Source organism: Mesorhizobium sp. Root695, assembly GCF_001428185.1.
Classification (GTDB): Bacteria; Pseudomonadota; Alphaproteobacteria; order Rhizobiales; family Rhizobiaceae; genus Mesorhizobium.
Genome location: NZ_LMHO01000006.1, coordinates 13304 through 38973, shown reverse-complemented (window position 1 = coordinate 38973; position 25670 = coordinate 13304). Strand labels below are relative to the sequence as shown.

20 protein-coding genes and 6 pseudogenes are annotated in these 25670 nt (G+C 62.4%); 15 read left to right on the top strand and 11 right to left on the bottom strand.

Translation table 11 applies throughout. From position 1 onward, the window contains the following. Nucleotide 1 precedes the first annotated feature (1 nt). The 7 genes from ASD99_RS07915 to ASD99_RS07885 form a co-directional block, all read right to left on the bottom strand. The gene (locus ASD99_RS07915; RefSeq protein WP_057143210.1) at nt 2–931 is read right to left on the bottom strand and encodes a carbohydrate kinase family protein; all 930 of its coding nucleotides are present in this window, start codon (nt 929–931) and stop codon (nt 2–4) included. 23 nt (nt 932–954) lie between these two features. Next, on the bottom strand, nt 955–1791 hold the full coding sequence (locus tag ASD99_RS07910) for a sugar phosphate isomerase/epimerase family protein (RefSeq protein WP_057143209.1): 837 nt from the start codon (nt 1789–1791) through the stop codon (nt 955–957). A gap of 93 nt (nt 1792–1884) precedes the next feature. Next, nucleotides 1885–2862 (bottom strand): sugar phosphate isomerase/epimerase family protein, encoded by a 978-nt coding sequence (locus ASD99_RS07905; RefSeq protein ID WP_082583181.1) that lies wholly within the window; start codon nt 2860–2862, stop codon nt 1885–1887. A 21-nt stretch (nt 2863–2883) separates the two neighbouring features. Continuing rightward, nucleotides 2884–3870: a zinc-dependent alcohol dehydrogenase gene (locus tag ASD99_RS07900; RefSeq protein ID WP_162256682.1), complete on the bottom strand. Its 987-nt coding sequence runs from the start codon at nt 3868–3870 to the stop codon at nt 2884–2886. 52 nt (nt 3871–3922) lie between these two features. Beyond that, complete coding sequence (locus tag ASD99_RS07895) at nt 3923–5182, bottom strand: sugar ABC transporter permease (protein ID WP_057143206.1); 1260 nt, start codon at nt 5180–5182, stop codon at nt 3923–3925. Next, nucleotides 5179–5991, bottom strand: a complete 813-nt coding sequence (locus tag ASD99_RS07890; RefSeq protein WP_057143205.1) for an ATP-binding cassette domain-containing protein — start codon at nt 5989–5991, stop codon at nt 5179–5181. Before ASD99_RS07890 ends, ASD99_RS07895 begins: the two co-directional genes overlap by 4 nt. Nucleotides 5992–6050: 59 nt before the next feature. Next, a complete protein-coding gene (locus ASD99_RS07885; RefSeq protein WP_082583179.1) occupies nt 6051–7247 on the bottom strand; it encodes a sugar ABC transporter substrate-binding protein in 1197 nt (398 codons plus the stop codon). Nucleotides 7248–7595: 348 nt separating this feature from the next. On the opposite strand from ASD99_RS07885, the gene ASD99_RS07880 reads away from it, so the two are divergent. From ASD99_RS07880 to bioD (ASD99_RS35100), 12 genes and pseudogenes are all read left to right on the top strand, one after another. After that, a complete protein-coding gene (locus tag ASD99_RS07880) occupies nt 7596–8657 on the top strand; it encodes an ROK family protein (protein ID WP_162256681.1) in 1062 nt (353 codons plus the stop codon). A 226-nt stretch (nt 8658–8883) separates the two neighbouring features. Then, a complete protein-coding gene (locus ASD99_RS07875; protein WP_082583177.1) occupies nt 8884–10080 on the top strand; it encodes a substrate-binding domain-containing protein in 1197 nt (398 codons plus the stop codon). Beyond that, the gene (locus ASD99_RS07870) at nt 10037–10978 is read left to right on the top strand and encodes an SDR family oxidoreductase (RefSeq protein ID WP_244497652.1); all 942 of its coding nucleotides are present in this window, start codon (nt 10037–10039) and stop codon (nt 10976–10978) included. The genes ASD99_RS07875 and ASD99_RS07870 overlap by 44 nt, the downstream gene beginning before the upstream one ends. Before the next feature lie 6 nt (nt 10979–10984). After that, the gene (locus ASD99_RS07865) at nt 10985–12469 is read left to right on the top strand and encodes a GMC oxidoreductase (RefSeq protein WP_057143335.1); all 1485 of its coding nucleotides are present in this window, start codon (nt 10985–10987) and stop codon (nt 12467–12469) included. 542 nt (nt 12470–13011) lie between these two features. Next, entirely contained in the window at nt 13012–13971 is a 960-nt protein-coding gene (locus tag ASD99_RS07860; RefSeq protein WP_057143200.1) for an NUDIX hydrolase, read from the top strand. Nucleotides 13972–14035: 64 nt separating this feature from the next. Beyond that, nucleotides 14036–15010, top strand: a complete 975-nt coding sequence (gene nadA, locus ASD99_RS07855) for a quinolinate synthase NadA (RefSeq protein WP_057143199.1) — start codon at nt 14036–14038, stop codon at nt 15008–15010. Continuing rightward, a pseudogene (locus ASD99_RS07850) lies at nt 15007–16548 on the top strand (L-aspartate oxidase). The gene nadA and the pseudogene ASD99_RS07850 overlap by 4 nt, the downstream one beginning before the upstream one ends. Beyond that, the gene (gene nadC / locus ASD99_RS07845) at nt 16548–17402 is read left to right on the top strand and encodes a carboxylating nicotinate-nucleotide diphosphorylase (protein ID WP_057143334.1); all 855 of its coding nucleotides are present in this window, start codon (nt 16548–16550) and stop codon (nt 17400–17402) included. The pseudogene ASD99_RS07850 and the gene nadC overlap by 1 nt, the downstream one beginning before the upstream one ends. Before the next feature lie 158 nt (nt 17403–17560). Then, nucleotides 17561–18130, top strand: a pseudogene (bioB, locus tag ASD99_RS07840) (biotin synthase BioB); the annotation flags it as partial. Between the two features lie 25 nt (nt 18131–18155). Then, nucleotides 18156–19285: pseudogene (locus ASD99_RS07835) on the top strand (8-amino-7-oxononanoate synthase). After that, nucleotides 19282–19488: pseudogene (bioD, locus tag ASD99_RS35105) on the top strand (ATP-dependent dethiobiotin synthetase BioD); the annotation flags it as partial. The pseudogenes ASD99_RS07835 and bioD (ASD99_RS35105), both read left to right, overlap by 4 nt. Then, entirely contained in the window at nt 19424–19738 is a 315-nt protein-coding gene (bioD, locus tag ASD99_RS35100; RefSeq protein WP_320410759.1) for an ATP-dependent dethiobiotin synthetase BioD, read from the top strand. The pseudogene bioD (ASD99_RS35105) and the gene bioD (ASD99_RS35100), both read left to right, overlap by 65 nt. Before the next feature lie 20 nt (nt 19739–19758). Here bioD (ASD99_RS35100) and ASD99_RS34585 read toward each other — a convergent pair. The 4 genes and pseudogenes from ASD99_RS34585 to ASD99_RS07815 all read right to left on the bottom strand — a co-directional run. Further along, nucleotides 19759–20113 (bottom strand): annotated as a pseudogene (locus ASD99_RS34585) (3-oxoacyl-ACP synthase); the annotation flags it as partial. Then, nucleotides 20110–20847: pseudogene (locus ASD99_RS07825) on the bottom strand (aminotransferase class III-fold pyridoxal phosphate-dependent enzyme); the annotation flags it as partial. The pseudogenes ASD99_RS07825 and ASD99_RS34585, both read right to left, overlap by 4 nt. Before the next feature lie 401 nt (nt 20848–21248). Further along, nucleotides 21249–21893 carry a carbonic anhydrase gene (locus ASD99_RS07820; RefSeq protein ID WP_057143333.1) on the bottom strand — a complete coding sequence of 215 codons (645 nt, stop codon included), beginning with the start codon at nt 21891–21893 and terminating at the stop codon, nt 21249–21251. A gap of 505 nt (nt 21894–22398) precedes the next feature. Further along, on the bottom strand, nt 22399–23283 hold the full coding sequence (locus ASD99_RS07815) for a helix-turn-helix transcriptional regulator (protein WP_057143198.1): 885 nt from the start codon (nt 23281–23283) through the stop codon (nt 22399–22401). A gap of 85 nt (nt 23284–23368) precedes the next feature. Between ASD99_RS07815 and ASD99_RS07810 the strand changes: the two genes are divergently transcribed. From ASD99_RS07810 to ASD99_RS07800, 3 genes are read left to right on the top strand one after another with little or no spacing between them, the layout of a single operon-like run. Continuing rightward, on the top strand, nt 23369–24061 hold the full coding sequence (locus ASD99_RS07810) for an ABC transporter permease (RefSeq protein ID WP_057143197.1): 693 nt from the start codon (nt 23369–23371) through the stop codon (nt 24059–24061). Nucleotides 24062–24063: 2 nt separating this feature from the next. Beyond that, complete coding sequence (locus ASD99_RS07805; protein ID WP_082583176.1) at nt 24064–24786, top strand: energy-coupling factor ABC transporter ATP-binding protein; 723 nt, start codon at nt 24064–24066, stop codon at nt 24784–24786. A 17-nt stretch (nt 24787–24803) separates the two neighbouring features. Continuing rightward, nucleotides 24804–25640 carry a substrate-binding domain-containing protein gene (locus ASD99_RS07800; protein WP_413813922.1) on the top strand — a complete coding sequence of 279 codons (837 nt, stop codon included), beginning with the start codon at nt 24804–24806 and terminating at the stop codon, nt 25638–25640. Nucleotides 25641–25670 lie beyond the last annotated feature (30 nt).

The window sequence follows — 25670 nt, the reverse complement described above, 5'->3', positions numbered from 1 at the left end:
CTCAATCCTCGTGTTGCACTTGAAGTCGTGAAAGTTCGACCGGCATAGCAAAAGCCTGCAACGCTTCGGGCGTCGGATAGGAAGTCTGCGCGCCCGGATGCTCGCAGCTGAAGGCTGCGGCCAGAACCGCTGATTGCAGCGCTTCGACTGCCGAACGCCCGCGCAGCCGCTGGGCGATGAACCAGCCGGCGAGACAATCGCCGGCGCCGGTGGTATCGCGAACCACTGGTCGGATCGGACTTTCGATGGCGGTATCGGACCCGCCGCGCTCGATAAGGCGCACGCCCTTCGAACCGAGCGTCATGACGACGGCGCCGACTCCCATCGCCAGCAGGGTCGCCGCGGGCGCAGTCTCGATCTGGCGAGCCGCCCGCTCGTTACAGAACACCACCGCGGCCCCTGTGATCACGTCGGCCAACTGCGCAAGACCTGTGGCGAACGAGGCCGGTTCCAGATCGAGCGACCACGGAATTCCCGCAGCGCGGCATCGGTCGATCAACCGAGGCGCCGCGATGCCGTAGGCGGCCGTGTGTACCCAGGCGACGCCACCCAAATCCACCGCCTCGACCTGGGCTTCGGAAGGATACATCGAGACCCCCGGATCGAGGAGCAGCCGCTTTTCCCCGTGCGGTTCCAGCAGGATCACCACCTGACAGGTCCGTCCTTCGGTCACTTCGCTCTCAACCTGGATGCCGATACCTTCCAAGTCGGTGCGCACGAACTGCGCACCCGTATCATGGCCGGTTTGCATCAGCATTCGGGTCGAAGCCCCTGCCCGCGCGCACGCCGCCGCCGCGTTGGCGACGACGCCGCCCGGCGATTCGCACGACGAGGTGACATGCACCTTCTCGTCGGGCGCCGGCACGTGGTCGATAACCAGAGTGAGATCGAGGCTGACGTCCCCGACGAACAGGGCAGTTGCGGCAGTCATGGAAGGAATCCTCAGGTAAAGGCTCAGGCGACGAAGTTTTCCATCGCCGTCTTGCCGACCGCCGCGACCTTAACCGGGTCTTCGGCCCAATAGTCCTCGTTTAGCAATTCCAGCGCCCAATAGCCGTCATAGCCACGGGCCAGCAGACCGTCCCGGATTGCCTTGAGCTGCAGCGCGCCGTCTCCCGGCATCAGGCGGTGCTTGTCTTCCCAGCTATCGGGCAGCATGTCGGGCAGGTCGCAAATATGCACATGCAGCACTTGGCTCGGCCGCAGTGCCGCGATGTCGGCGAGCGTGCCGCCACTGCGGATGAAGTGGAACACGTCGAAATTGATGCCAACTGCGGGATGGTCGACCTTCTCGACAAACTGCCGCGTCTCGTTGAGTGCTGCCAGGAGGAATGGTCCAATCGGCGGATTGAGGCTCAGCGCCTCGACGCCGATGGCAACGTCATGGGCCTGCGCCAGATCGGCAGCCACCCTGACGTTCCGTACGGCGCCCTCGACCCACTCCTTACCGGTAACGCCTCGGCCCGGATCGGCGCCGATGCCGAGGCAGCGGATCCCGAGCTCTTCGCACATCAGGATTTGCCGCTTCAGCGAGACCATGTAGGCGTCGAAATCAGCCCCACGCGCCAGGAACAGGCCCGGTCCAGTCGGCGCAAGACCGATCGCGGCGATCGGCGTCAGGCCGCTTTTGGAGAGCAGTGCTTTGAGGTCGACAAGGCTGTGGGCGGCCAGATATTTATCGGCCTTCTCGATCGAGAGCTCCACGGCTGTCCAACCGGTTGCGGCAAAGGCCTTGAAATCGGCTTCGAGATCGGTCGGCAGTGTGGTGATTTCCGAAATGCAGATCTTCATGTCGTCCTCCGAGAAAGCTTCGCCACGGCCGGGTGATCGGCGTCAACCGAACTCGCCGGCGAGCGGGCATGGATGAGGCGGTCGTGGTTCGCGTCAGGCCATGTAGCGCGACAGCGTCTTATAGCCGAGGGTCAGTCCGAACTCGTCGCGGCCGTAATTGCCGACCACGTCGGCCTCGCTCTGATGCTCGGTAAAGGCCGAGGTGTTGGCAAACACGTCGTCTTCGTGCTCGATGTCGAGGTTGCCCTTGTAGCCCGAGTCGTAGAGGGCGGTGATGAGCTTGGGCCAATCGACCTCACCCCAGCCGGGGGTGCGCGCGCGCGGCCAGCCATGCGCCATGACGTGACCCTGGAAGGTCGTCGCCGAGCCGAGAATGCTGACTCGGCTCATGATGTCACGGCGTATTTCGAGATCCTTGGCGTGCACGTGGAAGATCTTCTTGGCGTACTGTCTGATGGCTTCGATGTAGTCGATATGCAGCCAGATGCAGTGCGAGGGGTCGAATTCGAGCCCGAGGTTTTCGGAAGGTACCAGCCGGAAAATTTCATCCCAGAGCTCGGGGCTGTAGGCGATGTTGTCGCCGGTGCCGGTCATGAAGTCGTGCATCGGGCAATTCTCGATTGCAACCCGGATGCCCTTCTTTTCCGCCAGGTCCATGAGCGGCGAAAACACCTCCTTGAACGGCGCAAAGCTTTCATGGACCGGGCGCGACTTACGACGCCCGGCAAAGGTCGAGACCACTCCGACTTCCATGCGCTCGGCAAGTCCGATGACCTGCCTTAGGTAGCGCTGTGCTTCCTTGCCGGCGGTATCATCCTCGCTAAGCACGTTGGGGTAGTAGCCGAGCGCTGAAATCTCGATGTTCTTGGACGCCAGATCGTCCTTGATTTCCGCGATCCGGGCATCGGTGATCGCATCCGCGTTCAGCGACGATTGGGGCCAGGCAGAGAGTTGCAGGGAGGTGAAGCCGGTGCGGTGCGCAAACGCAGACACCTGCTCTGAGTAATCGGTGAAGAATCCTAGTCGCATATGGTCCTCGTGAGACGTGGGAGAGTTGGGCGGCTCCCGCATGGGCGCAAGCCGCCTGTCAGGTCAAAAGCTGATGACGCCCTTGATGTACGTTTTGTCCTTACTGCTATCGAAGAGGCGCTGGGCCTCGTCCATCGGCGCGCGGTGGGTGACGAGGTCGGCCATGTTGAGGGCGCCGCGCTCGAGCAGACCGACCGTCCGGTAAAAGATCTGCGTGAAATCGGCGGCGATCATCGGCGAGGCGTTGAGGACGCGGATGCCACGCATGTGCCAAAGCGTGCCGTCGATGGTGGTGGTACCTTCCTGGTGGCCGAACATCACGAGGGTGCCGCCGACGCGGACCAACTCGCTGGCGCGCTTCAGACCCGACGCGGTGCCCGAGGCTTCGAATACCACGTCGCACGGCCCGCCTTCGAAGCCGGGCACGACATACTGATTGGGCATCGGGCGCGCCGGGGCGAGTTTCACGATCTGGGCGATCACGTCATCCGCATCCGACCGCAGCGCGTGGTCGGCGCCGTTGCGGAGCGCTTGCTCAAGACTGAAATCGCGAAGCGCCAGGGCAATCCGCAGCCGCGCCGGTGATTGGCGCAGGCATTGCAGCAACCCGAGACCCATGAAGCCGCAGCCGACAACGGCCACCACATCGTCGGGCTGAATGCCGGCGATGGCGACCCCGTTGACGCAGCAGGCGATCGGCTCCACCACCCAGCGGCTCCAGTCCTCGACCGGACCGGGAATCAGCATCGCCTGGGATTCCTTGGCGACGGTGTGGGTGCTGAAGCGTTCTTGGCCGAGCAACGCCACCGCGTCGCCGATTTTGAAGCGGGTCACTTCGGCGCCGACTGCCTCCACTTCACCCGCCGCCTCATGCCCGGCAAATGCCGGAAAGCTTGCGGCTCGGTCGCTATGGAAAAGGGAGACATCGCCGTGGCAAACCCCGCAAGCCCGCACCCTGACGCCGATTTCGTCCGGACCAGGAGCGGCAATAGTCCTCTCCTTGATTTCCACCGTGCCTTTGAGTGGGAAATGCAGTGCTTGCGACTTCATGATGGTCCTCGAAATGCGGCCTGACGGCCGGTGTTGGAAAAAACGGCGGGGGTCACGAAAGGCCAGCATTGGCCCGTCCACGTCTTGCCAGCGCATCGACCGAAACCGCAATGAGCAGAACGATCCCTGTGACGACGTACCGGGTCGCTGCTGAGAGGCCAAGAAGGCCCATGCCGTTGTCGATCATGGCAATGACAAGGCCGCCAAGTATAGCGTGGACGGCCTTGCCGCGTCCGCCGAACAGACTGGTACCGCCGATGACGGCCGCAGCGATGCTGTAAAGCACGAGAGTACCGCCATCGAGATTGGTCGAAACCGAGCGAAGTCTCGAGGCATAGATGATGCCGGCCACCGCGCCCATCAGGCCGGAAATGCCGAACACCAGGACGCGCGCCCTGCCGACCGCTATGCCGGCGCGCCGCGCGGCCTCGGCGTTGCCGCCGATGGCGTAGATGTAGGTACCAAAGGCGGTGCGATTGAGCAGAACGGTCCACACGATGACGAAGAACAAAAGGATGAGCACAATCCAAGGAACCCCGGTCACGGGCGCGAAATTGCCGCGATTGACGCTGCAGAGCCCGACAATGGCGATGGCCAGAGCCGCGACGAGCCCGATGCGCACATACGTCATCAGCGGCGCACGCACGGCGTTTCCATTACGGCGGCGGTTTCGGTCAGCTACCAGGTTATCGGCGGCAAACAGCACGATGAGGCAGGCGGCGATAATCCAGCCGATCGTTGGTGGCATCACGCCGTTGGCAAGACTGACGACTACAGGATCCTGGATCGGCACGGTGCCGCCATTGCCGAGAATGATGAGCATCACCCCGTTCCAGGCCAGGAGCCCCGCCAGTGTCACGACGAAGGACGGCAGCCGCACAATGGTGATTATCAGTCCGTGGAAAATGCCTATGGCAGTTCCCGCGAGCAGACCGCAAGCGATGCCGGTATACCAAGGGTTGCCGGCGTCTCCGTAGATGAGCGTCGCCACGATGACGCCCGCCACTCCGCCAATAAAGCCGATCGACAGGTCGACTTCTCCGATCAGGAGAACGAAAACCATGCCCATCGCGAGCAGCATATAGACAGCGCCCTGCACCATGAGATTGACCAGGTTGCCCGGCGTCAGAAAATTGCCGTTCAATGCCTGGAAAATTACGGCGAGGATGACGAGCCCTACCAGCACCGGCAGCATGCCCATGTCGCCTGAACGCATTCCGGCAAATGTTTCGACGAAGGCCAACCGTCGCGCCCCCGGCGCCGCCTGCGCTTCGACCTCGATGTTCGACGAGAGTTCTTGGATGGGTGTCACGTTTCTATCCCCGGCGTGGATGACTGGGCTGCTGCGCCGGCCTGACGCAGGGCATCGCTTGCAAGCTCGCCGCGAAGACGGCCGGTGGTGATGAGTTCGACCAGTTGCTGGCTGTCGACTTCGTCGCGCTGCACCTGGGTGACAAGGCGCCCGAGCCTGAGGACGGCGATGCTGTCCGAGACGCTGAGCACATCCTCGAGGTTGTGGCTGACCAGCAGCACCCCGAGGCCGCGCTCGGCGAGCCGCCGCACCAGAGCGAGCACCTGCTTGGTCTGAGCAACGCCCAAGGCGGCGGTCGGCTCGTCGAGCACCACAAGCTTGGAATTCCACATGACCGCCTTGGCGACGGCTATCGACTGCCGCTGGCCGCCCGACAGGCTGGCCACGGGCTGGCGCACCGATTTCACCGTCGTCACCGACAGGCCCGCCAGCACGTCGCGGGCAGCGGCCTCCATGGCATTATGGTCGAGCAGGAAGCCGCATTTTCGCTCACGTCCGAGGAACATGTTCTGGACGACATCGAGGTTGTCGCAGAGCGCCAGATCCTGGTAGACGAATTCGATCCCCACGGCCGAAGCGGCCTTCGGGTTGGCCACCTTGACCGGCTGGCCCTCCCAGCTCATCTGACCGCTGTCGGCCTGATAGATGCCGGCGATGCACTTAATCAGCGTCGACTTGCCTGCGCCGTTGTCGCCGACAAGGGCAGTCACGGATCCGGCCTTGATGTCGAGATCGACGCCCAGCAGCACCTGCACGGCGCCAAAGCTCTTCTTGATATCTCGCAAACTCAGCAATATCGGCGCGCTCATCAGCAGCCTCGTCTCGGTTGGTCGAAAGACGGGGCGCGCTCGGCGCGCCCCGTCCGCAATTACTTGATGCCTGCGGCCTTGCACAGATCGGCGAAGCCGCTCACGCAGAGTTCCTTGGGATCGACAAACTTGTCGGCGACCACTGTCTTCGCCATGTTCGCGGTGGTGACACTGACCGGCTCTAGCAGGATCGAGGGTACCTTGTGGCTTTGCGCATCGTATTCGCCGTTTACGAGCTTGGCACCCGGAGTCTGGCCGGCACGCAGGATCACCGCCACCGCTGCGGCAGCCGCGACCTCGCGATAGATCGGCTTGTAGACCGTCATACACTGATACCCGCTGAGGATGTTCTGCAAGCCTTGAACAGTTGCGTCCTGCCCCGTCGTCGGGAAGCTGCGAGGCGCCACCCCATTGTTCTTGAGCACGGCGATGGCCGACTGCGCGAGCCCATCATTAGCGCTCAGTGTCGCATTGATTTCCGGATTGGCCTGCAGCGCCTGCTCGAACATAGTGAGCCCGACCTGGTTGTCCCAGTTGGGCACGCGCACCGCGCCCACTTTCACCGCCGTCTTGGCATCATAAAGCTTGTCGAGCACCGAATCGTAACCCTGCTCAACCAGTGTCGCATTGTTGTCGGTGGGCGAGCCGCCGAGGTGGAAAATTTTCGGCGACTTGACTTTCCAGTCGGCGATGCACTGCTCCAGCCCTTCGGCCATGCGCACCCCTACATTCTTGTTGTCGAAGCTGACGTAGAACTTGGCCGAGCCGTTGAGCGTCAACCGGTCGTAGTCGATCGTGACGACGCCTTTCGATTCGGCATCGGCCTGAATGGCGGCGCCGCTGCCGGAATCGAGATTGGTGATGAGCAGCACGCTAGCGCCATCGGTGATGGCCTGCTCGGCCTGAGTGCGCTGGGTCTGCGGCATGCCTTGTGCGTTGCTGATGATGTAGTCGTTAGGCGTCAGCCCCATCTGCTTGAATGCCCGTTCGAAGCCGGGCGCATCGACCGTTGCCCAGCGCGCGCTGGAGCGGGTATCGGGCAGCAGCACGGCGATCTTGCCCTTGCCGGCCGCCGCCACATTCTTAAGCGTGTCGAGGCGCCCGAAAATATCGGCCGGACCGCCAGTGGTGAAGTCGGAGGCGGCCAGGTCGACCGGCTTTGCCTCTTCAGCAAGGCCACCCCCGGTCATGGCAAGCACCAAAGCCGAGACCAGCGGCAAGCATGTAGCTGATTTCTTGGTATCCATATTGGGCATTCCGATCTCCTCCGTCTATCCCAAATATTTTGTTTAATGGCTAACCGAATTAAATAGGTCGGCTATTTCGTTGTCAAGAGGTCTGGCGCGCAGACCAATCGAAATATAAGATCAATTTCTCAACATGGAACGCAGGACTGAAGGAGCACGACACGAATGAGGGGCAGGAGGCGCATGAGGAATTCGAACGGCGAGACACAGACCCAGCCGGCCGACCAAAAGACGGTCCGACGCCACAATTTGGGCCTCGTTCTCAACAACATTGCCAAGGGGGGGCGGCGCTCGCGTGCCAGGATTTCGGACGAGACGGGCCTCAATCCGTCCACAGTTTCCAGCCTGATCGCCGATTTGATCGAGCGCGGCCTGTTGCTCGACGTGGGAGCCGAGCAGTACGGCTCGGTTGGCCGGCCGGGCCGTGCACTGGAACTCAATCCCGATGGCGGCGCAGCGCTCGGTATCGAGATCAGCGATGACGGGATCGGCGTCCTGGCGCTCGATCTTGCCGGCACGCCACGTTACCGTACCTATTTCAGCCAATCGAACAAGGGCCTGAGGCCTGAAGACGTGATGCGTCAACTAGCCGAGATGACCAGAGAAGCGCTGACCTATTTCAAGGGCAAGAACCTGAAAACCGCGTGCACTATGGCGCTGCCAGGCCTGATCGGGGCCAGCGGCGAACTGCTCGAGGCACCCAACATAGAGTGGCATCAAGTCCCCATTCTCGATTTGTGGCGTGAATTTTCCGGCCCCCTGCCCTTAGCGACGGAGAACGAGGCCCGGCTTGCAGCCTACGCCGAAATGACGAGCGGAATCGCCCGCGATCTGCGCACTTTTTTCTATGTGTCCGGTGGAACGGGCTTGGGCGGCGGCATCGTGCTCGATCGCAAGATTTTCCGAGGCGCGCATGGCTTTGCCGGTGAATTCGGGCATATCACCATCGAACGCAATGGGCCGAGTTCAGAGTGGGGCGCGCGTGGTACGGTGCAGACCTTGGCCGGCGAACGCGCCCTTGCCGAACTCGCCCAACCGGCGCCCCAAGACCGGTCCGATCGCAGCGATCCCGATTGGATCGGCCGCCAGATCGCGGCGCGCGCCGCGAAGGGCGATCGGCCTGCGCTGGAGGCGCTGCAGCAGGTCGGCCATGCGCTTGGCGTCGGCATCGCCGTCGTTTCCAACCTCTTCGACATGGAGGCGATTGTGCTGGGAGGTTATTTGACCCATTTGGGCGAATGGCTGCGCGGGCCGATCGAGCAAGAACTGTTGGCCGGCGTCATTTCGCAACGCTGGGCTCATTCGCTTGTACTGTTTTCCACCATGGGACGCGAAGCCGCCGTCCAGGGTGCGGCAACCTGGTCGCTCAATGCCATCCTCGACCGCGCCGGGCATGAAGATTTCGCCGAAATGTGGTGATGCTGCACCCGCCTCGATCGACCGATCAGCTGCCCGTTGTCCCTCAACCACCTCATACCTGAAGCGCGGATCACGGTCATCATTATCGGCGCTCGTTGAATTCGGCCGATTCGATTGCCGATGGGAAAACCGCTCGCTCTTGGGCGATTCATCCTTGACAGTAGCCAGCCTCCTTATAATTTGATGCCGCATCCAATTAATTGTAAAAGGGAATGGGAGTGAGAATATGAATAAATCCTGTGGGGCTAAAATCAGCCTGCTTTCGGGCGCCGCACTTTCGCTTGTGCTGGGCCTCGGCGTACCTGCGTCATTGGCGCAAACCGCCGTGGGCCTGAAAGTGACGGATTTCGCCGTCGGCGGACCGGAGGACGTCTTCAGCAAGCTCAATCAGTTGAAGGACTTGGCGGTAGCCGGCAAGGGCAAGATCGCCGTGCTGCTGCCCGATACCCGCTCTAGTACGCGGTGGATGACCGCCGACGCGCCCGGCTTCGAACGGGCCTTCAAGCAGATGGGGCTGACGCCTAACGACTACATCATCAGCAACGCACAAGGCATGCCCCAGACCCAGCGCATCCAGGCCGAGCAGGCCATCACCGATGGCGCCAGCGTGCTGCTCATCACCAATCTCGATTCCGGCAGTGGCGCCGCCATTCAGGCTGACGCCAACGCAAAGGGCGTGGTCGTTATCGATTACGACCGGCTGACGCTCAACGGCTCGGCCAAGTTCTACGTCAGCTTCGACAACCAGAACGTCGGCGAGCGTATGGCGCAAGGTCTGGTAAAATGCATCGCCGACTGGGGCGTCAAGGCACCGCATATCTACGAACTCGGCGGCTCCCCCACCGATAACAACGCCACACTCGTCGAAGCCGGCTACAATTCGGTGCTCGAGCCGCTCTATGGCGCCCAAGCTGCCACAAAAATCGGCGCGGTTCGCGTACCCAACTGGGACAATCAGGTCGGGCTCACCATGTTCCAGCAGGCGTTGCAAGCCAATCCGCAGATCAATGCCGTCCTCTCCGCCAGCGACGGGCTGGCACAGTCAGTGATCTCGGTGTTGAAGAACGCCGGCGTCGCGCCGCGCACTGTGCCGACCACCGGGCAAGACGCCATCCTGTTCTCTCTGCAGAACATTCTTGCCGATTACCAATGCATGACCGTCTACAAACCGATCTATCGAGAAGCAGCTGCGGCAGCCGCGGTAGCAGTGATGATCAGGGCGGGCGAGACACCGGGACCCCACCTGATCAATGGCGAATACGATGCCGAGACCCACAAGGTGCCCTCAATCCTTCTCGACCTGGTGACGGTCGACAAGGCCAACATGGCGGCGACAGTCGTCGCCGACAAGTTCGTCGATCCAAAAGATCTCTGTGCCGGTGAGTTCGGCAAGCTGTGCACGGAGAACGGCATCAAATACTGATCTAGAACTCTTTCTTCAATCCCATTGTCGAGGACACCACGCCGCGCGTGCATCTCTACCCAGCAGGCCCGGCACGTCCGATACTGACAGCTTACGCAAGGACCTTTTTGTGACCGACGTGATATCGCGCCGCAACTCCACAGTCCGGGCAATCGTCACCGGTGGAACGCAAGGTGTCGGTTTTGCCATCGCCCAGCGACTGGCGTGCGAAGGCGCGCCAGCCTTGGTGATCGCCGGCCGCGACGCCACGCGCGGAGCCGCGGCGGCAATGGCGCTGTCCGAACTGGGGACTCAGTGCCGTTTCGTGCGTACCGACGTTTCGGTAGCCGATGACTGTTACCGCCTCGTCGATGTGGCGCTAGCCGAATTCGGCAGCATCAACGGGCTCATCAACGCCGCTGGAACGGCTGAACGCAGCACGTTGCTAAACACTAGCCTCGATCAGTGGGACGCCCATTTCAACACCAATGCGCGTGGCCCGTTCCTGCTGATGCAACGGCTCGTCGCGCATCTGGTCACGAGCGGGCAATCCGGCAGCATCGTCAATATCGTCTCGATGGCGGCGCATTGCGGAGGGCCCATGGTCACTCCCTATTCGAGTTCGAAAGCGGCGCTCGCCAATTTGACGAAAAATGTCGCCAACGCCTTTGCCCGCAATCACATCCGCTGCAATGGCATTCTCGCCGGCTGGATGGATACGCCCGGCGACGACGCGATCCAGCGCAAATTCCACGGTCACGGCGATGGTTGGCAGGAAAGCGTTGCCGGATCGCTGCCAATGAGCCGTCTCGCTCGGCCGGCGGAACTCGCCGGCCTTGCCGCCTACTTGTTGAGCCCCGATTCCGGCGTGATGACCGGCGCGCTGATCGACTATGATCAAAACGTGCTCGGAGCCTGAATGCCCATGACTGCGACACCGGACATCGTCATCATCGGCTCGGGCATCGGCGGCGCGACACTGGCCGCCGGTCTGGCTGGCAGCGGCGCCAGCGTGGTGATCCTCGAGCGCGGCGAGCGGCTGCGGGACAGTCCGCAAGCACGCAACGCCCGTGCCATCTTCATCGACAAATTCTTTCGCACCAGTGAGCGCTGGCGCGATTCGCGCGGACGCCATGTCCAGCCCAGCCACTATTATTGCGTTGGCGGCAATTCGAAGTTCTACGGCGCCATCCTCGTACGCTATCGCCGCGAGGATTTTGGCGAAAAGCAGCACTACGCCGGCATCTCGCCCGCTTGGCCGTTCCCTTACGAGACGCTCGAGCCCTGGTACTGCAAAGCCGAACAGCTCTACAAGGTGCGGGGCGCGCTCGGCGAGGACCCGACCGAGCCGTTTCATTCCCGCCCATACGACTATCCGCCGGTCCCCGATGAGCCGGCGATCGCGTATTTCCGCGGCAAGCTCGCAGCCAACGGCCTGCATCCTTCGTCATTGCCGCTAGGCATCGACATCGATGCCTGGCTGGCACGTGGCCAGGACCCGTGGGACGCCTATCCCGATACCACGGGTGGCAAGATGGACGCCGAAAGTTGCGGGCTGAGTGCCGCTCTCGCCGATCCCGACATCCGCATGATGACCGGCGCCCGGGTCGAGCGGCTCGAACTTGCCGCCGATCAAAGAACCGTCAAGGCCGTGCATTACCGCCAAGGCGGCGAGTTGAAGGTGATGATGCCCAAGCTGGTGGTGTTGAGCGCCGGCGCGATCAATTCAGCCGCGCTTCTCCTGCGATCAGGAGGGGTCGCGAACAGTTCGGACCAGGTGGGCCGCAACTTCATGAACCACAATGGCGCCGCGCTGCTGGCGATCGATCCCCGGCGTCGCAACGACGCAGTTTATCAAAAGACCATCCAGTGCAACGATTTCTACTTCGGCGAAGGTGGCGACACGCGGCCGCTCGGCAATTGGCAAATGATCGGCAAAATCTCGGGCGACATGCTGCAGTCAAGTGTCAAATTCGTGCCGAGGCGGGTGCTCGATTATATCGCGCGGCACTCGGTCGATTGCTTCGTAATGAGCGAGGATCTGCCAGATCCCGAAAGCCGGGTCACGGTGAATGGCGACGAGATCAGTGTCCATTGGCAACGTACCAACGTTGAGGCCCTGCGGCGGCTGATTGCAGTAGTCCGTGGCCGGTTGCGCCAATGCGGCTATCCGATCGTTCTCACTCAGCGATACACCGAAGAAAATCCCGGGCATCAGTGCGGCACCGTCCGCATGGGCATCGATCCATGTACCTCCTCTCTAGACACCTTCTGCCGCTCGCATGACCACGGCAATCTGTTTGTAGTCGACGCCAGCTTTTTTCCCAATTCCGCGGCGGTAAATCCCTCGCTGACGATTGCTGCGCAAGCGTTGCGGGTCGCGGATCATATTCGTACGACGCTCGCCTGAACGTTTCGGGGAGCAAGTCGTCCTGACATCGCAGAGCGGCGCGAATCAGGTTTGAGAGCCAGCCGATCTCGACCCTGGCGCTTGATCTTCACCGACGAGACCGGCGCCAACACGAAGATGGCGAGGTTGCGCGCCCAGCGCCGCGTAGCTTTCGTGTGCGCGCCAGACCCCTCTTCTGCACCGGCGCGATTTCTGTCAACAGCAAGGCCAGCGCTCGAAGCTTGGTTCCCGCACCACCGCGGAGGCGCCTGGATCGGTAACCGCAAGTGCGTCGCGCCCCGTGCGCTCGGCATCGCCCCGCCCTACACGCGGTTGTATTTTCCCGAAAGTGTTCATCTCGCTTGCGGCAGCTGAGCTCAATGCATGGATCCTTCCCTTACGGTACCCTCCGCGGATGTCGCGTTTGACACATTTTTGTGCAGGCGAAGAGCTAAAAGTGCCGATGGGCGCGATGTTGACGCACCGACGATTATCGTAGAAAACCAATCTAAATCGGTTCGGCTGCTGCCGCAGCGGAACTCAGCCCAGCCAGTTTAGGGATCATGGACCATCAGGAAAAGCCGACCAGGCAACGCAGACCTGGAGGCAAGGGCAACAACGTCAAGGCGGACCTGATCGCCGTCGTCGTCGCCGTGAACAACAGCGTCCCTTGCGTTCTCACCATCTCGCAGGCAAACGCCCTGCCGTCAGGCCCGTTCGAACTCGCCCACCGTTCGCTGCAGTCGGGCCTCAGGGGATGGGTCGAACAACAGACCGGCCACCCGCTCGGCTATATCGAACAGCTCTACACTTTCGCAGATCGCGACCGGATTGGCGCGGAGGAGCGCATAATCTCGATCAGCTACCTCGCGCTTACGCAGATCGAAGATGTGGGCGCCGCGGCCAGGCGATCCTGGGCAAGCTGGTACGACTACTTTCCATGGGAGGATCACCGCTCCCGTGCGCCGGCGGTGCTGGAAAATCTTCGCCCACTCCTGAGGGAGTGGGCGGATAGCGCTGAGGACACCGCCATCCGGCTCGATCGCCGGCGGCGCACGGCGATTGCCTTCGGCTTCGACAACCGGTCATGGAACGAAGAGTTCGCGCTGCAGCGTTATGAGCTTTTCTACGAGGCGGCGCTAGTGGAGGAAGCGATACGCGCTAGACCTTCAGCCGCACCTACTCTCGTAGCCGGCAAATCGATGATCGCCGATCACCGCCGCATCCTGGCAACGGCTATTGCGCGGCTGCGCTCCAAGATCAAATACCGGCCCGTCGTGTTCGAGCTCATGCCGCCGCTCTTTACGCTTTTGCAGCTGCAGCGAACCGTGGAAGCACTCTCCGGCAGGCTTATCAACAAACCAAACTTTCGCCGGCTCATAGAGCAACAAGAGCTGGTGGAGAAAACCGGCGAAACGACCACTGAGACCGGCGGCCGACCGGCGCAGCTCTACCGCTTCCGTCACGACATTCTCGATGAGAGGCCGGTGGCCGGGACAAAATTGCCGCTTACGAGGGCTTGACACCCTTATAGTCACAAAGGATATATGGTCTTATATTCTTGTCGACTATAACTGGAGAGGCATCATGAGCGCCATCCTCCCTTCAGGCGCGTCGCTGTACGACCGCGTTCGCCGCGTAATTCCCCCGATCGAATGGCCGGTCTTTGCCGAGGACATCGAGGCCATTCTCGACCTCAAGCGGCAGCGAAACGCCGTCATCCTGGCGCACAACTATCAGACGCCGGAGATTTTTCACTGTGTCGCCGATATCGTCGGCGACAGCCTGGCGCTTGCCCGCAAGGCGATGTCGGTCGAAGCCGACGTCATCGTTCTCGCCGGCGTGCATTTCATGGCCGAGACGGCGAAGCTTCTCAATCCGCGAAAGACGGTGCTCATTCCTGATTTGCGCGCAGGCTGTTCGTTGGCCGACTCGATCACCGCCGCAGACATTCGCCTGCTTAGGCAGCGCTATCCCGGCGTGCCTGTCGTCACCTATGTCAACACGTCGGCCGAGGTCAAAGCCGAGTCCGACATCTGCTGCACCTCGGGCAATGCGAAAGCCGTCGTCGAGTCGCTCGGTGTTCCCCGGGTGATCATGCTGCCGGACGAATATCTGGCAAAGAATATCGCCACCCAGACCGACGTGAGGATCATCGCCTGGAAAGGGCATTGCGAGGTGCATGAGCGTTTCGCGCCTGCCGACATTCGCCAGGTGCGCGAGGACCATCCCGGTGTGACGGTGCTCGCACATCCTGAATGTCCGCCCGATGTGGTCGCAGAGGCCGATTTTTCCGGCTCGACCGCTGCCATGTCCGACTATGTCGGGCGACAAAAACCGCCTCGCGTCGTGCTGCTGACGGAATGTTCAATGAGCGACAATGTCGCGCTCCAGCATCCGGAACTCGAGTTCATCCGACCCTGCAATTTGTGCCCACATATGAAGCGGATAACGCTCGCCAATATCCGCGCCGCGCTCGAGCAGAACCGCTATGTCGTAACCATCGAGCCGGAGATCGCCGGGCGCGCGCGGCTTGCCGTCGAGCGGATGCTCGCCGTATGAGCGCGGATGTCCGCAGCTTCTTTGGCCGGCCTATAATCATCGGCGGCGGCATTGCCGGGTTGATGACCGCACTTCACCTGGCGCCCGAACCGGTGCTTGTCCTGTCCAGGACGCCGCTTGGAGCCGACGCTTCAAGCACATGGGCGCAGGGGGGGCTTGCTGCCAGCCTCGGCGATGATGATTATCCGGCGCTGCACCTGGCCGATACGCTCGCCGCCGGGGATGGTCTGTGCGACGCGGAAATCGCCAGTCGCATCCTCCATGCGGCTCCTAGTGCGATTGAGACCCTAGCGAACCTTGGGGTCCGCTTCGATCGGAAGCCGGAAGGCACATTGCGCCTCGGATTGGAGGCCGCGCATGGCCGCCGTCGTATCGTTCATGCCGGCGGCGATGGCAGCGGACGCGAAGTCATGCGTGCCCTGGTCGAAGCCGTGCGTTCTGCTCCCTCGATTGTGGTCGTCGAAGGCGTGGAAGCGCGCCGGCTGGCGGTCAAGGAGAATGCGGTCCGCGGTGTCTGGGCAAGCTGTTCGATGGGTTCGGTATTCTTCGGCTCGCGACGGGTGGTCCTCGCCACGGGCGGGATTGGCGGGCTGTTTTTCGACACCACCAATCCGTTGGGCAGTTGCGGGCAGGGCCTGGCACTTGCAGCCCGCGCGGGTGCTGTCCTTGCCGATCTGTAATTCATCCAGTTTCATCCGACCGCGCTCGACGGGCCTGACCGTCCCATGCTGCTCATCAGCGAAGCGGTTCGCGGCGAAGGCGCTGAGATCGTCGATGAAACCGGCCACCGCTTCCTCGAAGGTTTACAAGGTGCGGCACTCGCGCCACGCGATGTCGTTGCGCGCGCCGTCTGGAAACATCTTTCGAAAGGCCACAGCGTCTTTCTCGATGCGCGGGAAAAACCCGGCACGGCCTTCGCGCGACAGTTTCCGACGATCGCGGCAGCCTGCCGCGATGTCGGCATTGATCCGGCTCATGACCTCATTCCCATTCGCCCCGTCCAGCACTACCACATGGGTGGTGTCGCCGTGGACGGGTCCGGCCGCACCTCGGTCAAGGGGCTCTGGGCCTGTGGCGAGGTGGCCTCGACGGGATTGCATGGCGCCAACAGGCTCGCCAGCAACTCCCTGACCGAGGCCGTCGTGTGCGCGCGCTGGGTCGCTGAAAGCGTCGCTGGTACGCCTGCGCACAGGACAAAGCTTGTGCTTGCACGCGATTACCCGTCGCCCGATCCCATACCAATGCGCCCTCTCCTGTCGAACGCACTCGGCATCGTCCGCAATGGTGAATGTTTGAAAGCAACCGCGCGCGCTTTGTTGCCGCTCGCCGAGGCCAATGACGCGGCATCGGATCCGGCTTCTGTCGGGTTGATGATGACGATCGCCGCCTTGTCGCGCAAAGAAAGCCGCGGCGCCCACTACCGCGCCGACTTTCCCCATCGTGAAGCCGTTGCCAGACGTTTCAAGCTTACCCTCGCCGATGCCCTGGCGGTGGCGCGGGAACTCGCACACGTTCCGAGGCTTGAGGGGGCCAGATGATGAAGCTCGCACCACTTCCCACGGTGATGCTGGAGCCGCTTGTCCGGTCAGCTCTCCTCGAAGACCTCGGCAGAGCCGGCGACGTGACCACCGACGCGGTCGTGCCGAAGAATCATCGTGTGACGACGGTGCTGGTTGCGCGGCAGACCGGAGTCGTCGCTGGGCTTGATCTGGCGATGCTCGCCTTCCGGCTCATCGACCAGAACGTCGAATTGACCGTTGAGCGGGCAGACGGCGACGATGTCACGCATGGGGAAGTCATTGCATCCGTGGTTGGGCCGGCCCGAGCCATTCTCACAGCAGAACGGACGGCACTCAATTTTCTGTGCCATCTGAGTGGTGTCGCCACGGCAACCGCATCGATCGTCACTGCGGTGCGCGGACATGGCGCAAAAATCGTCTGCACGCGCAAGACGACGCCCGGATTGCGGGCGCTGGAAAAATACGCCGTGCGCGCCGGTGGCGGCTGCAATCACCGCTTCGGCCTCGACGACGCCATCCTGATCAAGGACAACCACATCGCAATCGCCGGCGGAATTCGCGCCGCGCTCGAGCGGGCACGAGCGAGCGCCGGCCATCTGGTCAAGATCGAAGTCGAGGTCGATACACTGGCCCAGCTGGAGGAAGTCCTCGGTTTCGCTCCGGACGCGGTCCTTCTCGACAACATGTCCCTCGAGCATTTGCGCCGTGCCGTCGCAATCGTCGGCGGTCGGGCAATCACGGAGGCTTCCGGCACGATCACATCCGATACGGCGCGTGCGATTGCCGCGACCGGCGTTGATCTGATTTCCATCGGCCGACTGACCCACAGCGCGCCGATCCTGGATATCGGTCTCGACTATCGGAGCTCATGATCGCGGGATGAACGGAAGGACGGAGATCGATGGCCGTTTCGATCGCCGGCAAGCGCACAAGAAAGACGCGGCAAGAGCAGGACCGAGGGAACAGGATGGACATGCACGCAACCAGTTCAACGAAGACATTGTCGCAGGCTCAAGCCCCTGACACGGGCATGTGGACCCTGGAGAAGGCTCGGGCAGTTCACGACGCTCCCTTCAACAATCTCCTCTTCCTCGCGCAAACCGTACACCGCGAGAATTTCGATCCCAACAAGGTCCAGCTCAGCCGGCTCCTCAGCATCAAGACAGGCGGATGCCCGGAGGATTGCGGTTATTGCAGCCAGTCGGCGCATCACGAAACCGGTCTGAAGGCGTCGAAGCTGATGGAGGTCAAGCGCGTCATCGCCGAGGCGACCAAGGCGCGTGATGCGGGCGCCACTCGATATTGCATGGGCGCGGCCTGGCGAAATGCCAAGGTGCGTGACATGGATGCAGTGGTGGCGATGGTCGAAGGCGTGAAGGCGCTGGGCATGGAGACCTGCATGACGCTCGGCATGCTCGATCTCGAGCAAACCGCTCGTCTGAAACAGGCTGGTCTCGACTATAACAACCACAACATCGATACGTCGGAACGCTACTATAGCGAGATCATCAGCACGCGCAGCTTTGCCGACCGGCTCGAAACGCTCGAACAGGTTCGCCAATCCGGCATCAAGGTCTGCTGCGGCGGCATTGTCGGCATGAAGAGCCGGAGGACCGGGAGGCGCAATTAGCCGGGCACCGCTTGCCCGCTATGACGCGACCTTGCAGGGGGCTGGCGCCCAAGGACCGGTTGCGGACGCTGGCGCCGCGCGCCGGGCTCGACTTTTCCGAACGACTATCTCGGGCTTGCCGCCTCGAGGAGACTAGGCGAAGCGGGTTGCAGCAGCCATTGCGCGGGGGATGTCGGTTGGCGCCACCGGGTCGCGGCTGTTGCGCGGCAACGCGCCGGAACATGAGCAACTACTGGAGGCAGTCGCGGCGGCGTTCTTCGGGGCTGACTACGCGGTGTTCTTCGGCAGCAACTTCGCTCTCCTGGCCGCGCTGCCGCAGAAGGGCGACCCGCTGGTCCTCGACGAACTCGCCCATGCCAGCATGCATGAGGGCGCCCAGGCCGGGCGCGCCCAGTTCGTGCTGGCCGCACACAACGACGTCAAACGCTGTCGAGGATGCGATCACGCGCCGGCGCACCGAAGGCGGCATGGGGCGCGTCTGGATCGCGGTCGGAAGTCTCTACAGCATGGATGGCGACCGCGCACCGATGGAGAGCCTCGTCGCACTTGACGATCGGCATGAAGCATTCATCGTCGTCGACGAAGCGAATGCCACCGGCGTCTGGGGGCCGGACGGCCGGGGACTGGCCACCGCATCGAGGGCGCGACAACATTGTCGTACTCCACACATGCGGCAAGGCGCTCGGCGCATCCGGCGCGCTGGTCACCGGGTAGCGAACGCTATGCGATTATCTCGTCAACCGTTGCCGGCCATTCATCTACGCCACCGCGCCATAGCCGCTGATGGCAGTCGCGGCGCGCGAGGCGATTGCCATGCTGTCCGTTGAGCCCCAGCGCCGTGTCCAGCTGCAGGAGCGCGTTGCCTTCGCGGGCGCCAATTGGCCGAGCGCTGCGGCCTGAAGCCCAGCGACTCGTAGATCCAAGCCCTTTGTCGTCGGCGACAACAGGCGCACCATGGCGGTGGCCGCGGCACTGCAGGCTCGTGGCTTCGATATCCGCGGCATTCGTCCGCCTACCCTGCCCGAGGGCACGCCGCGCCTGCGCATCTCGCTGACGCTCAACGTCGATGAAGCCGACATTTCCGCCATGGTCGAGGCGCTCGCAGAAGTGTTGGCAACGGTATGAACAAGCGCATCATCGTCACCGGAACAGATACCGGAATTGGCAAGACGGTATTTTCGGCGGGGCTCGCCGGTCTGCTCGACGGCTTCTACTGGAAGCCGGTGCAATCGGGCCTCGACGGCGAGACCGACAGCGAGGTCGTTGCGCGGCTTGCCGGCCGGCCGCCGGGGCGCGTGCTGCCGGAAGCCTACTCGCTTGAGCAAGCCCCTGTCGCCGCATCGTTCAGCCGAAATCGACGGCGTCGCGATCGAGGCGGCAAAGCTCTCGCTTCCAGCCTTGCCGGGTCCGCTTGTCATCGAAGGTGCTGGCGGACTGATGGCGCCGCTCAACCGACAGACAACGTTCATTGGCATATCCGCGCAATGGCCGCTGCCGGTCATATTGTGCGCGGGCACCACGCTCGGCACCACACCTTGTTTTCGATCGAGGCGCTGCGGGCGCGCTCTATCCCGCTGATCGGCGTCGCTTTCATCGGCGATGAAGCCGGCGCAGGCGCCGGTCAGATCGATCGCGCCGGCGCGGCCGAGCCCCAGATGATGGGCGACCAGCGGCGCGCTTGGCGGCAGGAGGTGGTCGGGCGTCGACGTGGCAAGCAACAGCAGACCGATGTCGCTGCGGTCAATGCCGGCGCTCGCCAGCGCCATGTCGCCGGCTTGCGTGGCCAGGCCCGATAGCGTGTCTTCGTCCGTTGCCCAGAAGCGTGACCGTATCACGGTGCGCCGTTCGATCCACCCGGGTTCGAGCCCGAGACGGTTCTCGATTTCCGGGTTCTCGACCCTGCGCGCCGGCGCATGATGGCCGAACCCGATGAAGGCGCGACGATCGGCTCATGGCTTCGCGCCGAAGAGTTCGCCGGCCTCCTCGATGGCGTCATAGAGCCTGTCCAATTCGTTGCAGGTGATGCAATAGGGCGGCAGGATATAGAGGACGTTGCCGAGCGGGCGCACGAGTAGGCCGCGCTCGAGGAAGAAAGTCCGCAGCTTCGGACCGATCTCGGCCAGATAACCTGCGGAACCGGTTCGGAGGTCGAGCGCTGCGATCGTGCCGGTCACCCGGCTGTCGGTGAAGTGAGGGTTGTCGCGAAAGCGTTTAAGTCCGGCGGCTGCCTCGCCCCTAAGGTCGCAATGCGCTTGGCCACCGGCTCGTCCCGCCAGATTTCGACATTGGCGAGTGCGGCCGCGCAGGCAAAGAAGGTCTTCCTTCGGTCCTCGGAAAAGTGAGCCTGGAAGATGGGGTCGGTGGCAAGCGTGGCCGCCAGAGGGATCACGCCGCCGGTCAAGCCCTCCGAGGTGCAAAGGATATCTGGAGACATCGATGCCTGCTCGCAGGCGAACATGGTTCCGGTTCGTCCCGAGCCTGTCATCACCTCGTCGGCGATCAGCAGCGTACCGGAGGCTTCTGCGATCTTCTTCAATTCGGTCAGAACCCAGGCCGGATACATCAGCATGCCGCCGGCGCCGAGCACGAGCGGCTCGACGATCAGCGCGGCGGCGCCGCCGGTCGCGGGAGACTGCTTCGAACCGATCCAGGGCCTCCTGCTCGCGTCCCGTGGCCGGGAAGGGGACCAAGCATCGCTCACGAAACGGCGAAACTATCTCGACATTTTCGCGACGACGGTTCCCGATCCTATCGAACTCGGCCTAAAGGCCGCCGAAGCTCAAGCATAACGAGCCGCGAACTGAGGGACTCTTTATGCGAATTCACGAGCGAAGTGTAGCGCTCAGAACAAGAGTGCAATGCCCGCGGCGCAGGGAATGCCGAGGGTCGAAAACTGTAATATGGAAGATTGCCGAGGTGTCGACTGTTCCTTGAGATCATGTAAGCTCTCGGTCGAGTTAGCTTTATTGCAAAAAGTCGTGACGCCGCTCTCGCCGAACATCAGTGATCAATGAGCGCGCGCCGGCGCGAAAACAGCGGTGCGGCGACGGCGAAAACCGCCGATGAAAAGCGAGGAGTAGCACGGACCTCACCCCATCTCCGGCCGCTCGAAGTCGCCGGTATCGTTGTTCATGACCCAGAGCTCACCGGCCGAGATGTCGAACCAGCAGCCATGCACCGCCAGCCGCCCCTTGCCTTCGAGGATCGAGACGCGCGGGAAGGTTCTGAGATTGGCAAGCGAGTAGCGGATCGAGATGCGCTCCAGCGCGGTCTGGCGTTCCGTTGCCGTCATGAAGGTGCTGGAAGAGACTGTTTCGGCGGCCGGCGCGATCAGGCTCATCCATTTGCCGATGAAGTCGCCCGGCGACAGGGGTGCCGCGGTGGTGTCAAGCGCGGCGCGGATGCCGCCGCAGCGGCCGTGGCCCATGACCACAATGTTCTTGACCTTGAGGCTCTGGACCGCGAATTCGAGCGCGGCCGAGGTCGAGTCAAACTCGCCTTCGGGCTCGTAGGGTGGCAGCAGATTGCCGATATTGCGCAACACAAAGAGTTCGCCGGGGCCGGCGCCGAAGATCGTCTCGGGCGCCGCGCGGGAGTCGCAACAGGCAACGATCATCGTTTCCGGCGCCTGGCCTTGGCAGGCAAGCGAGCGGTAGCGTCCGCTTTCGGCAAGATAGCGTCCGCTCATGAAATTGCGGTAGCCGGCGAGAAGGTGGTCGGGGAGCTGGGGCATCGGCGTCATATGCGTTTCCGGGTTGGCGGCGGCAGCTCGGTTCAGTTCAAAATGGCTCTATCTCTAAAAGCACGTCGTGAGCAATGGCCAAATCGCCGGGGCTCCAAACGTCGCTCGGATTGCAGACTGAGACGAAGGGGCGTGTTGCACCGCTTGACTACCTGCGCTGTGGCACAGCCCTACGGAACCCTATTCGGATCTGCTGAGATTCTAAATTATCGCATCGAGCAGGGCCGTCGCCGCGTGGAGCGCCGTATCTGGCCGACGCTCGGCCCAAAATCAGTAGGATCGGCCGCGATCACTCCGCTCGCATCGAAATGGTTCATAACGACAGGCGAGGTCCATTTGGCCGACACGCGGCAGCGGTGTTACGTATTTCGTCAACTGGTTTATCAACCTGTTCTCGACGCGATGCTTTGCCAGTTTGTCATAGGCTGTCCACTCCGCACGAGATATTCTATTTTCCGCGACAGCGAATCTGAGCCTGATGCCTGCCGGTGCCCCGTCAGGTGGACAAGCGGATGGTCCCTGCCAGCGTCACGTCATAGCCGGTGAGTTCCGCCGCGCGAATTGCCAGGTCGCCGTTCGCGAGGAAGCGGAGCAACACCTGCAGCTGTGACTGAAAATAGACGCGCTGGCGCATAAGCAAGTCAAAATCCTCCCATAGCAAAGGCACAAAGTCGAGGCCGGAGGAACGCGCCGCCGCCCGCGTTGCGACGCCGCAATCCGCCTCGCCTACACGAATGGCGGATGCGAGGTCGGGGCCGGTCAGGCAGGTCGGATCGAGCCGGTTCAGATCCGATCGGGCTGCGCCTGACTGAGCTAATAGAACGTCAAGCAGCATTTGCGCTCCGGCACCGTTCTGCCTGACGGCAATTTTCGCATTCGTGGCCAGGACGTCGCCAAGGCTCTGCAACCCTTTCGGATTGCCCGGCGCCAGTAAAAGCCCCTGCTCTCGGCGCGTCAGAGCGACAAGCACCGCGTCATGCAGACGCGGCATGGCCCGTACGGCCGCGACATTGGCCGACTCTTCGCCATCGCCTGCGCCATGAAAATGAATGGCGGCAGCGGCGATTTCGCCGCGCAGCAGTCGGGCGACGCCACCCTCGGTGCCCTCGTTCAGCGAGGCCAGACCCGAACCGGACCGGCGTAGGCACCATTCGAGCAAATCGTCCTGGCTGCCGCCGACGATCGGCGGGGCTTCGGCAGGGATCATTCCTTCCGGCCGTCCGAGGCCTGACAACACCCAGCGGTCAAGCTCGTGACGAGGAAACAGCCATTTGCCCGTCATCTTGCTGCAGGGGATCGCGTTGCCGGCGACGAGTTCATAGAGCTTGCGTTCGCCGAGGCGGAGATAGTCGGCGGCTTCGGCCGTGGTCAAGAGATCCATGCCTGCATCTATATGCATAATTTGGGTTTGTTTCAAATGTTTGACAGAACGGGAATCTTTGCAGACAAAGCCCGCGGAGGCGAGAATGCCGGATGGTCTCGACGCTTGGCAGCTGATTATCACCGGTGACGCCGCGCTTTACACGATAGTGCGGCTTTCACTAGCCGTCAGCCTGTCGGCGGTGGCGATCGCGGTTGTGGTCGGGCTGCCGCTCGGGGCCATGCTTGCGCTGACGCGCTTTCGCGGCCGCACCTTGCTGATCGTGCTGCTGAACTGTTTCATGGGCCTGCCCCCGGTCGTGGTCGGCCTGACTGTGTTTCTTCTCCTGTCGCGTTCGGGGCCGCTTGGCGTACTTGGCATTCTGTTCACGCCGGTGGCCATGATCATCGCCCAGGCGCTGCTGGTGGTACCGATCATCGCCGCGCTCACGCGCCAGACGGTCGAGGATCTGTGGCGCGAATATTGCGACGAGCTGACGGCGATGAATGTCGGGCCATCTGGCCGGATAGCGACGCTATTGTGGGACAGCCGCTTCGGTCTCATCACTGCACTCTTGGCGGGTTTTGGTCGTGCCGCCGCCGAAGTCGGCACAGTGATGATCGTCGGCGGCAACATTGACGGCTTCACCCGCACCATTACCACGGCGATCGCGCTTGAAACTTCGAAGGGAAATCTGCCGCTGGCCATGGGACTAGGGCTAATCCTCATTGCGTTGATCCTTGTGATCAACGCCGCCGCCTGGGCCGTCCGTGCATGGTCCGAGCAAAAGGCGGGTTGACCATGCGAGACCTGTCAAGCGATCTCCCCGTCACGTTCCAAAGCGTGGCGCTGTGCGCCGGTGCCACGAAAATTCTTGATCGCTTGAACCTTACGATCACCCCCGGCGCGCCGACGTTCATTGTCGGGCCGAACGGATCGGGCAAGACCTCGCTGCTCAGACTGTGCATGGGCCTTGTTGCTCCTACAGAAGGTAGAGTTAGCTGGAGCGGGCGCGACGCGGTAGGTCCCCGCCGCCTGGCCATGCTGTTCCAGCGTCCGGTCATGCTGCGGCGCTCGGTCGCAGCCAACGTCACCTACGGCCTGAAGCAGGCGGGTCTACCGCGAAGCCTTCGCAAGGCGCGCATGGAAGAAGTGCTCGCCCGCGTCGGGCTCCTGGAACTTGCCGATCGCCCAGCCAGACGACTTTCAGGCGGCGAACAGCAGCGTGTGGCGCTCGCTCGCGCCCTGGCGCGCGAACCTGAGTTGCTGCTGCTCGACGAACCTACCGCCAATCTCGATCCGGCAGCGGCCCGCAGCGTCGAAGAGATCGTGCTGATGGCGGCGCAATCCGGCATCAAGGTCGTCATGGCCTCGCATGATCTCGGCCAGGTGCGAAGGCTGGCAGGCGAGGTGATATTTCTTGTTCGTGGCCGCCTTTGCGAGCGCGCCGGCGCAGCCGATTTCTTCGACCGTCCTTCGACCCCCGAGGCTGCCGCGTTTATTCGCGGCGATCTCGTCATCTGATCGGCACACAAGGAGTTATCATATTGCGCCCTCTCTTTTCCGCCTTAGCCGCACTAGCTTTGCTCTCTTTCGGCAGCGTCGCCGCAATTGCGCAGGACAAATCCATCGTCGTTGCCTCGACCACCTCGACGCAGGATTCAGGCTTGTTCGACTATCTTCTACCGATCTTCAAGGCCAAAACCGGCATCGACGTGAAGGTCATCGCGCAGGGCACCGGGCAGGCGCTCGACACGGCGCGCCGTGGCGATGCTGACGTCGTGTTCGTGCACGCCAAGGCGCAGGAGTTGAAATTCCTCGAAGAGGGCTTTGGCGTGAAGCGCTACGACGTGATGTACAATGATTTCGTGCTGATCGGCCCCAAGAGCGATCCGGCCGGCATCAAGGGAACCACGGATATCACCGCCGCCTTCGACACAATCCGCATCAAAAAAGCGCCGTTCGTTTCTCGCGGCGACAAGTCCGGCACAAATAGCGCCGAACTGAGGCTCTGGAAGGAAGCGGGCGTCGACATCGATACGGCCAAGGGCGCGTGGTATCGCGACATCGGCCAAGGCATGGGCGCGGCGCTGAACACCGCCGGGGCCATGAACGCCTATGTCCTTTCCGACCGTGGCACGTGGCTCTCGTTCAAGAATAGCAGCGATCTCGAAATCGAGGTTGAGGGCGACAAGCGGCTCTTTAACCAATATGGCGTCATGTTGGTCAATCCGAAGAAATTTCCGACAGTGAAAGCCGACCTCGGCCAGAGCTTCATCGACTATCTGGTTTCTGCGGAAGGGCAGAAAGCGATCGCCAACTATCAGATCGACCGACAGCAATTGTTCTTTCCCAACGCCAGCCGCGACCCGTCTTAGTCGGGTCACCGTGCCTGCATTGAGGCGGGA

Coding starts and splice junctions, on each gene's coding strand:
- ASD99_RS07910 (WP_057143209.1), bottom strand. CDS start 1,791: ATGAAGATCTGCATTTCGGAAATCACCACACTGCCGACCGATCTCGAA.
- ASD99_RS07810 (WP_057143197.1), top strand. CDS start 23,369: ATGCCGGATGGTCTCGACGCTTGGCAGCTGATTATCACCGGTGACGCC.
- ASD99_RS07860 (WP_057143200.1), top strand. CDS start 13,012: ATGGACCATCAGGAAAAGCCGACCAGGCAACGCAGACCTGGAGGCAAG.
- ASD99_RS07815 (WP_057143198.1), bottom strand. CDS start 23,283: ATGGATCTCTTGACCACGGCCGAAGCCGCCGACTATCTCCGCCTCGGC.
- nadA (WP_057143199.1), top strand. CDS start 14,036: ATGAGCGCCATCCTCCCTTCAGGCGCGTCGCTGTACGACCGCGTTCGC.
- ASD99_RS07890 (WP_057143205.1), bottom strand. CDS start 5,991: ATGAGCGCGCCGATATTGCTGAGTTTGCGAGATATCAAGAAGAGCTTT.
- ASD99_RS07805 (WP_082583176.1), top strand. CDS start 24,064: ATGCGAGACCTGTCAAGCGATCTCCCCGTCACGTTCCAAAGCGTGGCG.
- ASD99_RS07900 (WP_162256682.1), bottom strand. CDS start 3,870: ATGAAGTCGCAAGCACTGCATTTCCCACTCAAAGGCACGGTGGAAATC.
- ASD99_RS07865 (WP_057143335.1), top strand. CDS start 10,985: ATGACTGCGACACCGGACATCGTCATCATCGGCTCGGGCATCGGCGGC.
- ASD99_RS07875 (WP_082583177.1), top strand. CDS start 8,884: ATGAATAAATCCTGTGGGGCTAAAATCAGCCTGCTTTCGGGCGCCGCA.
- ASD99_RS07905 (WP_082583181.1), bottom strand. CDS start 2,862: ATGCGGGAGCCGCCCAACTCTCCCACGTCTCACGAGGACCATATGCGA.
- nadC (WP_057143334.1), top strand. CDS start 16,548: ATGAAGCTCGCACCACTTCCCACGGTGATGCTGGAGCCGCTTGTCCGG.
- ASD99_RS07915 (WP_057143210.1), bottom strand. CDS start 931: ATGACTGCCGCAACTGCCCTGTTCGTCGGGGACGTCAGCCTCGATCTC.
- ASD99_RS07885 (WP_082583179.1), bottom strand. CDS start 7,247: ATGCCCAATATGGATACCAAGAAATCAGCTACATGCTTGCCGCTGGTC.
- ASD99_RS07820 (WP_057143333.1), bottom strand. CDS start 21,893: ATGCCCCAGCTCCCCGACCACCTTCTCGCCGGCTACCGCAATTTCATG.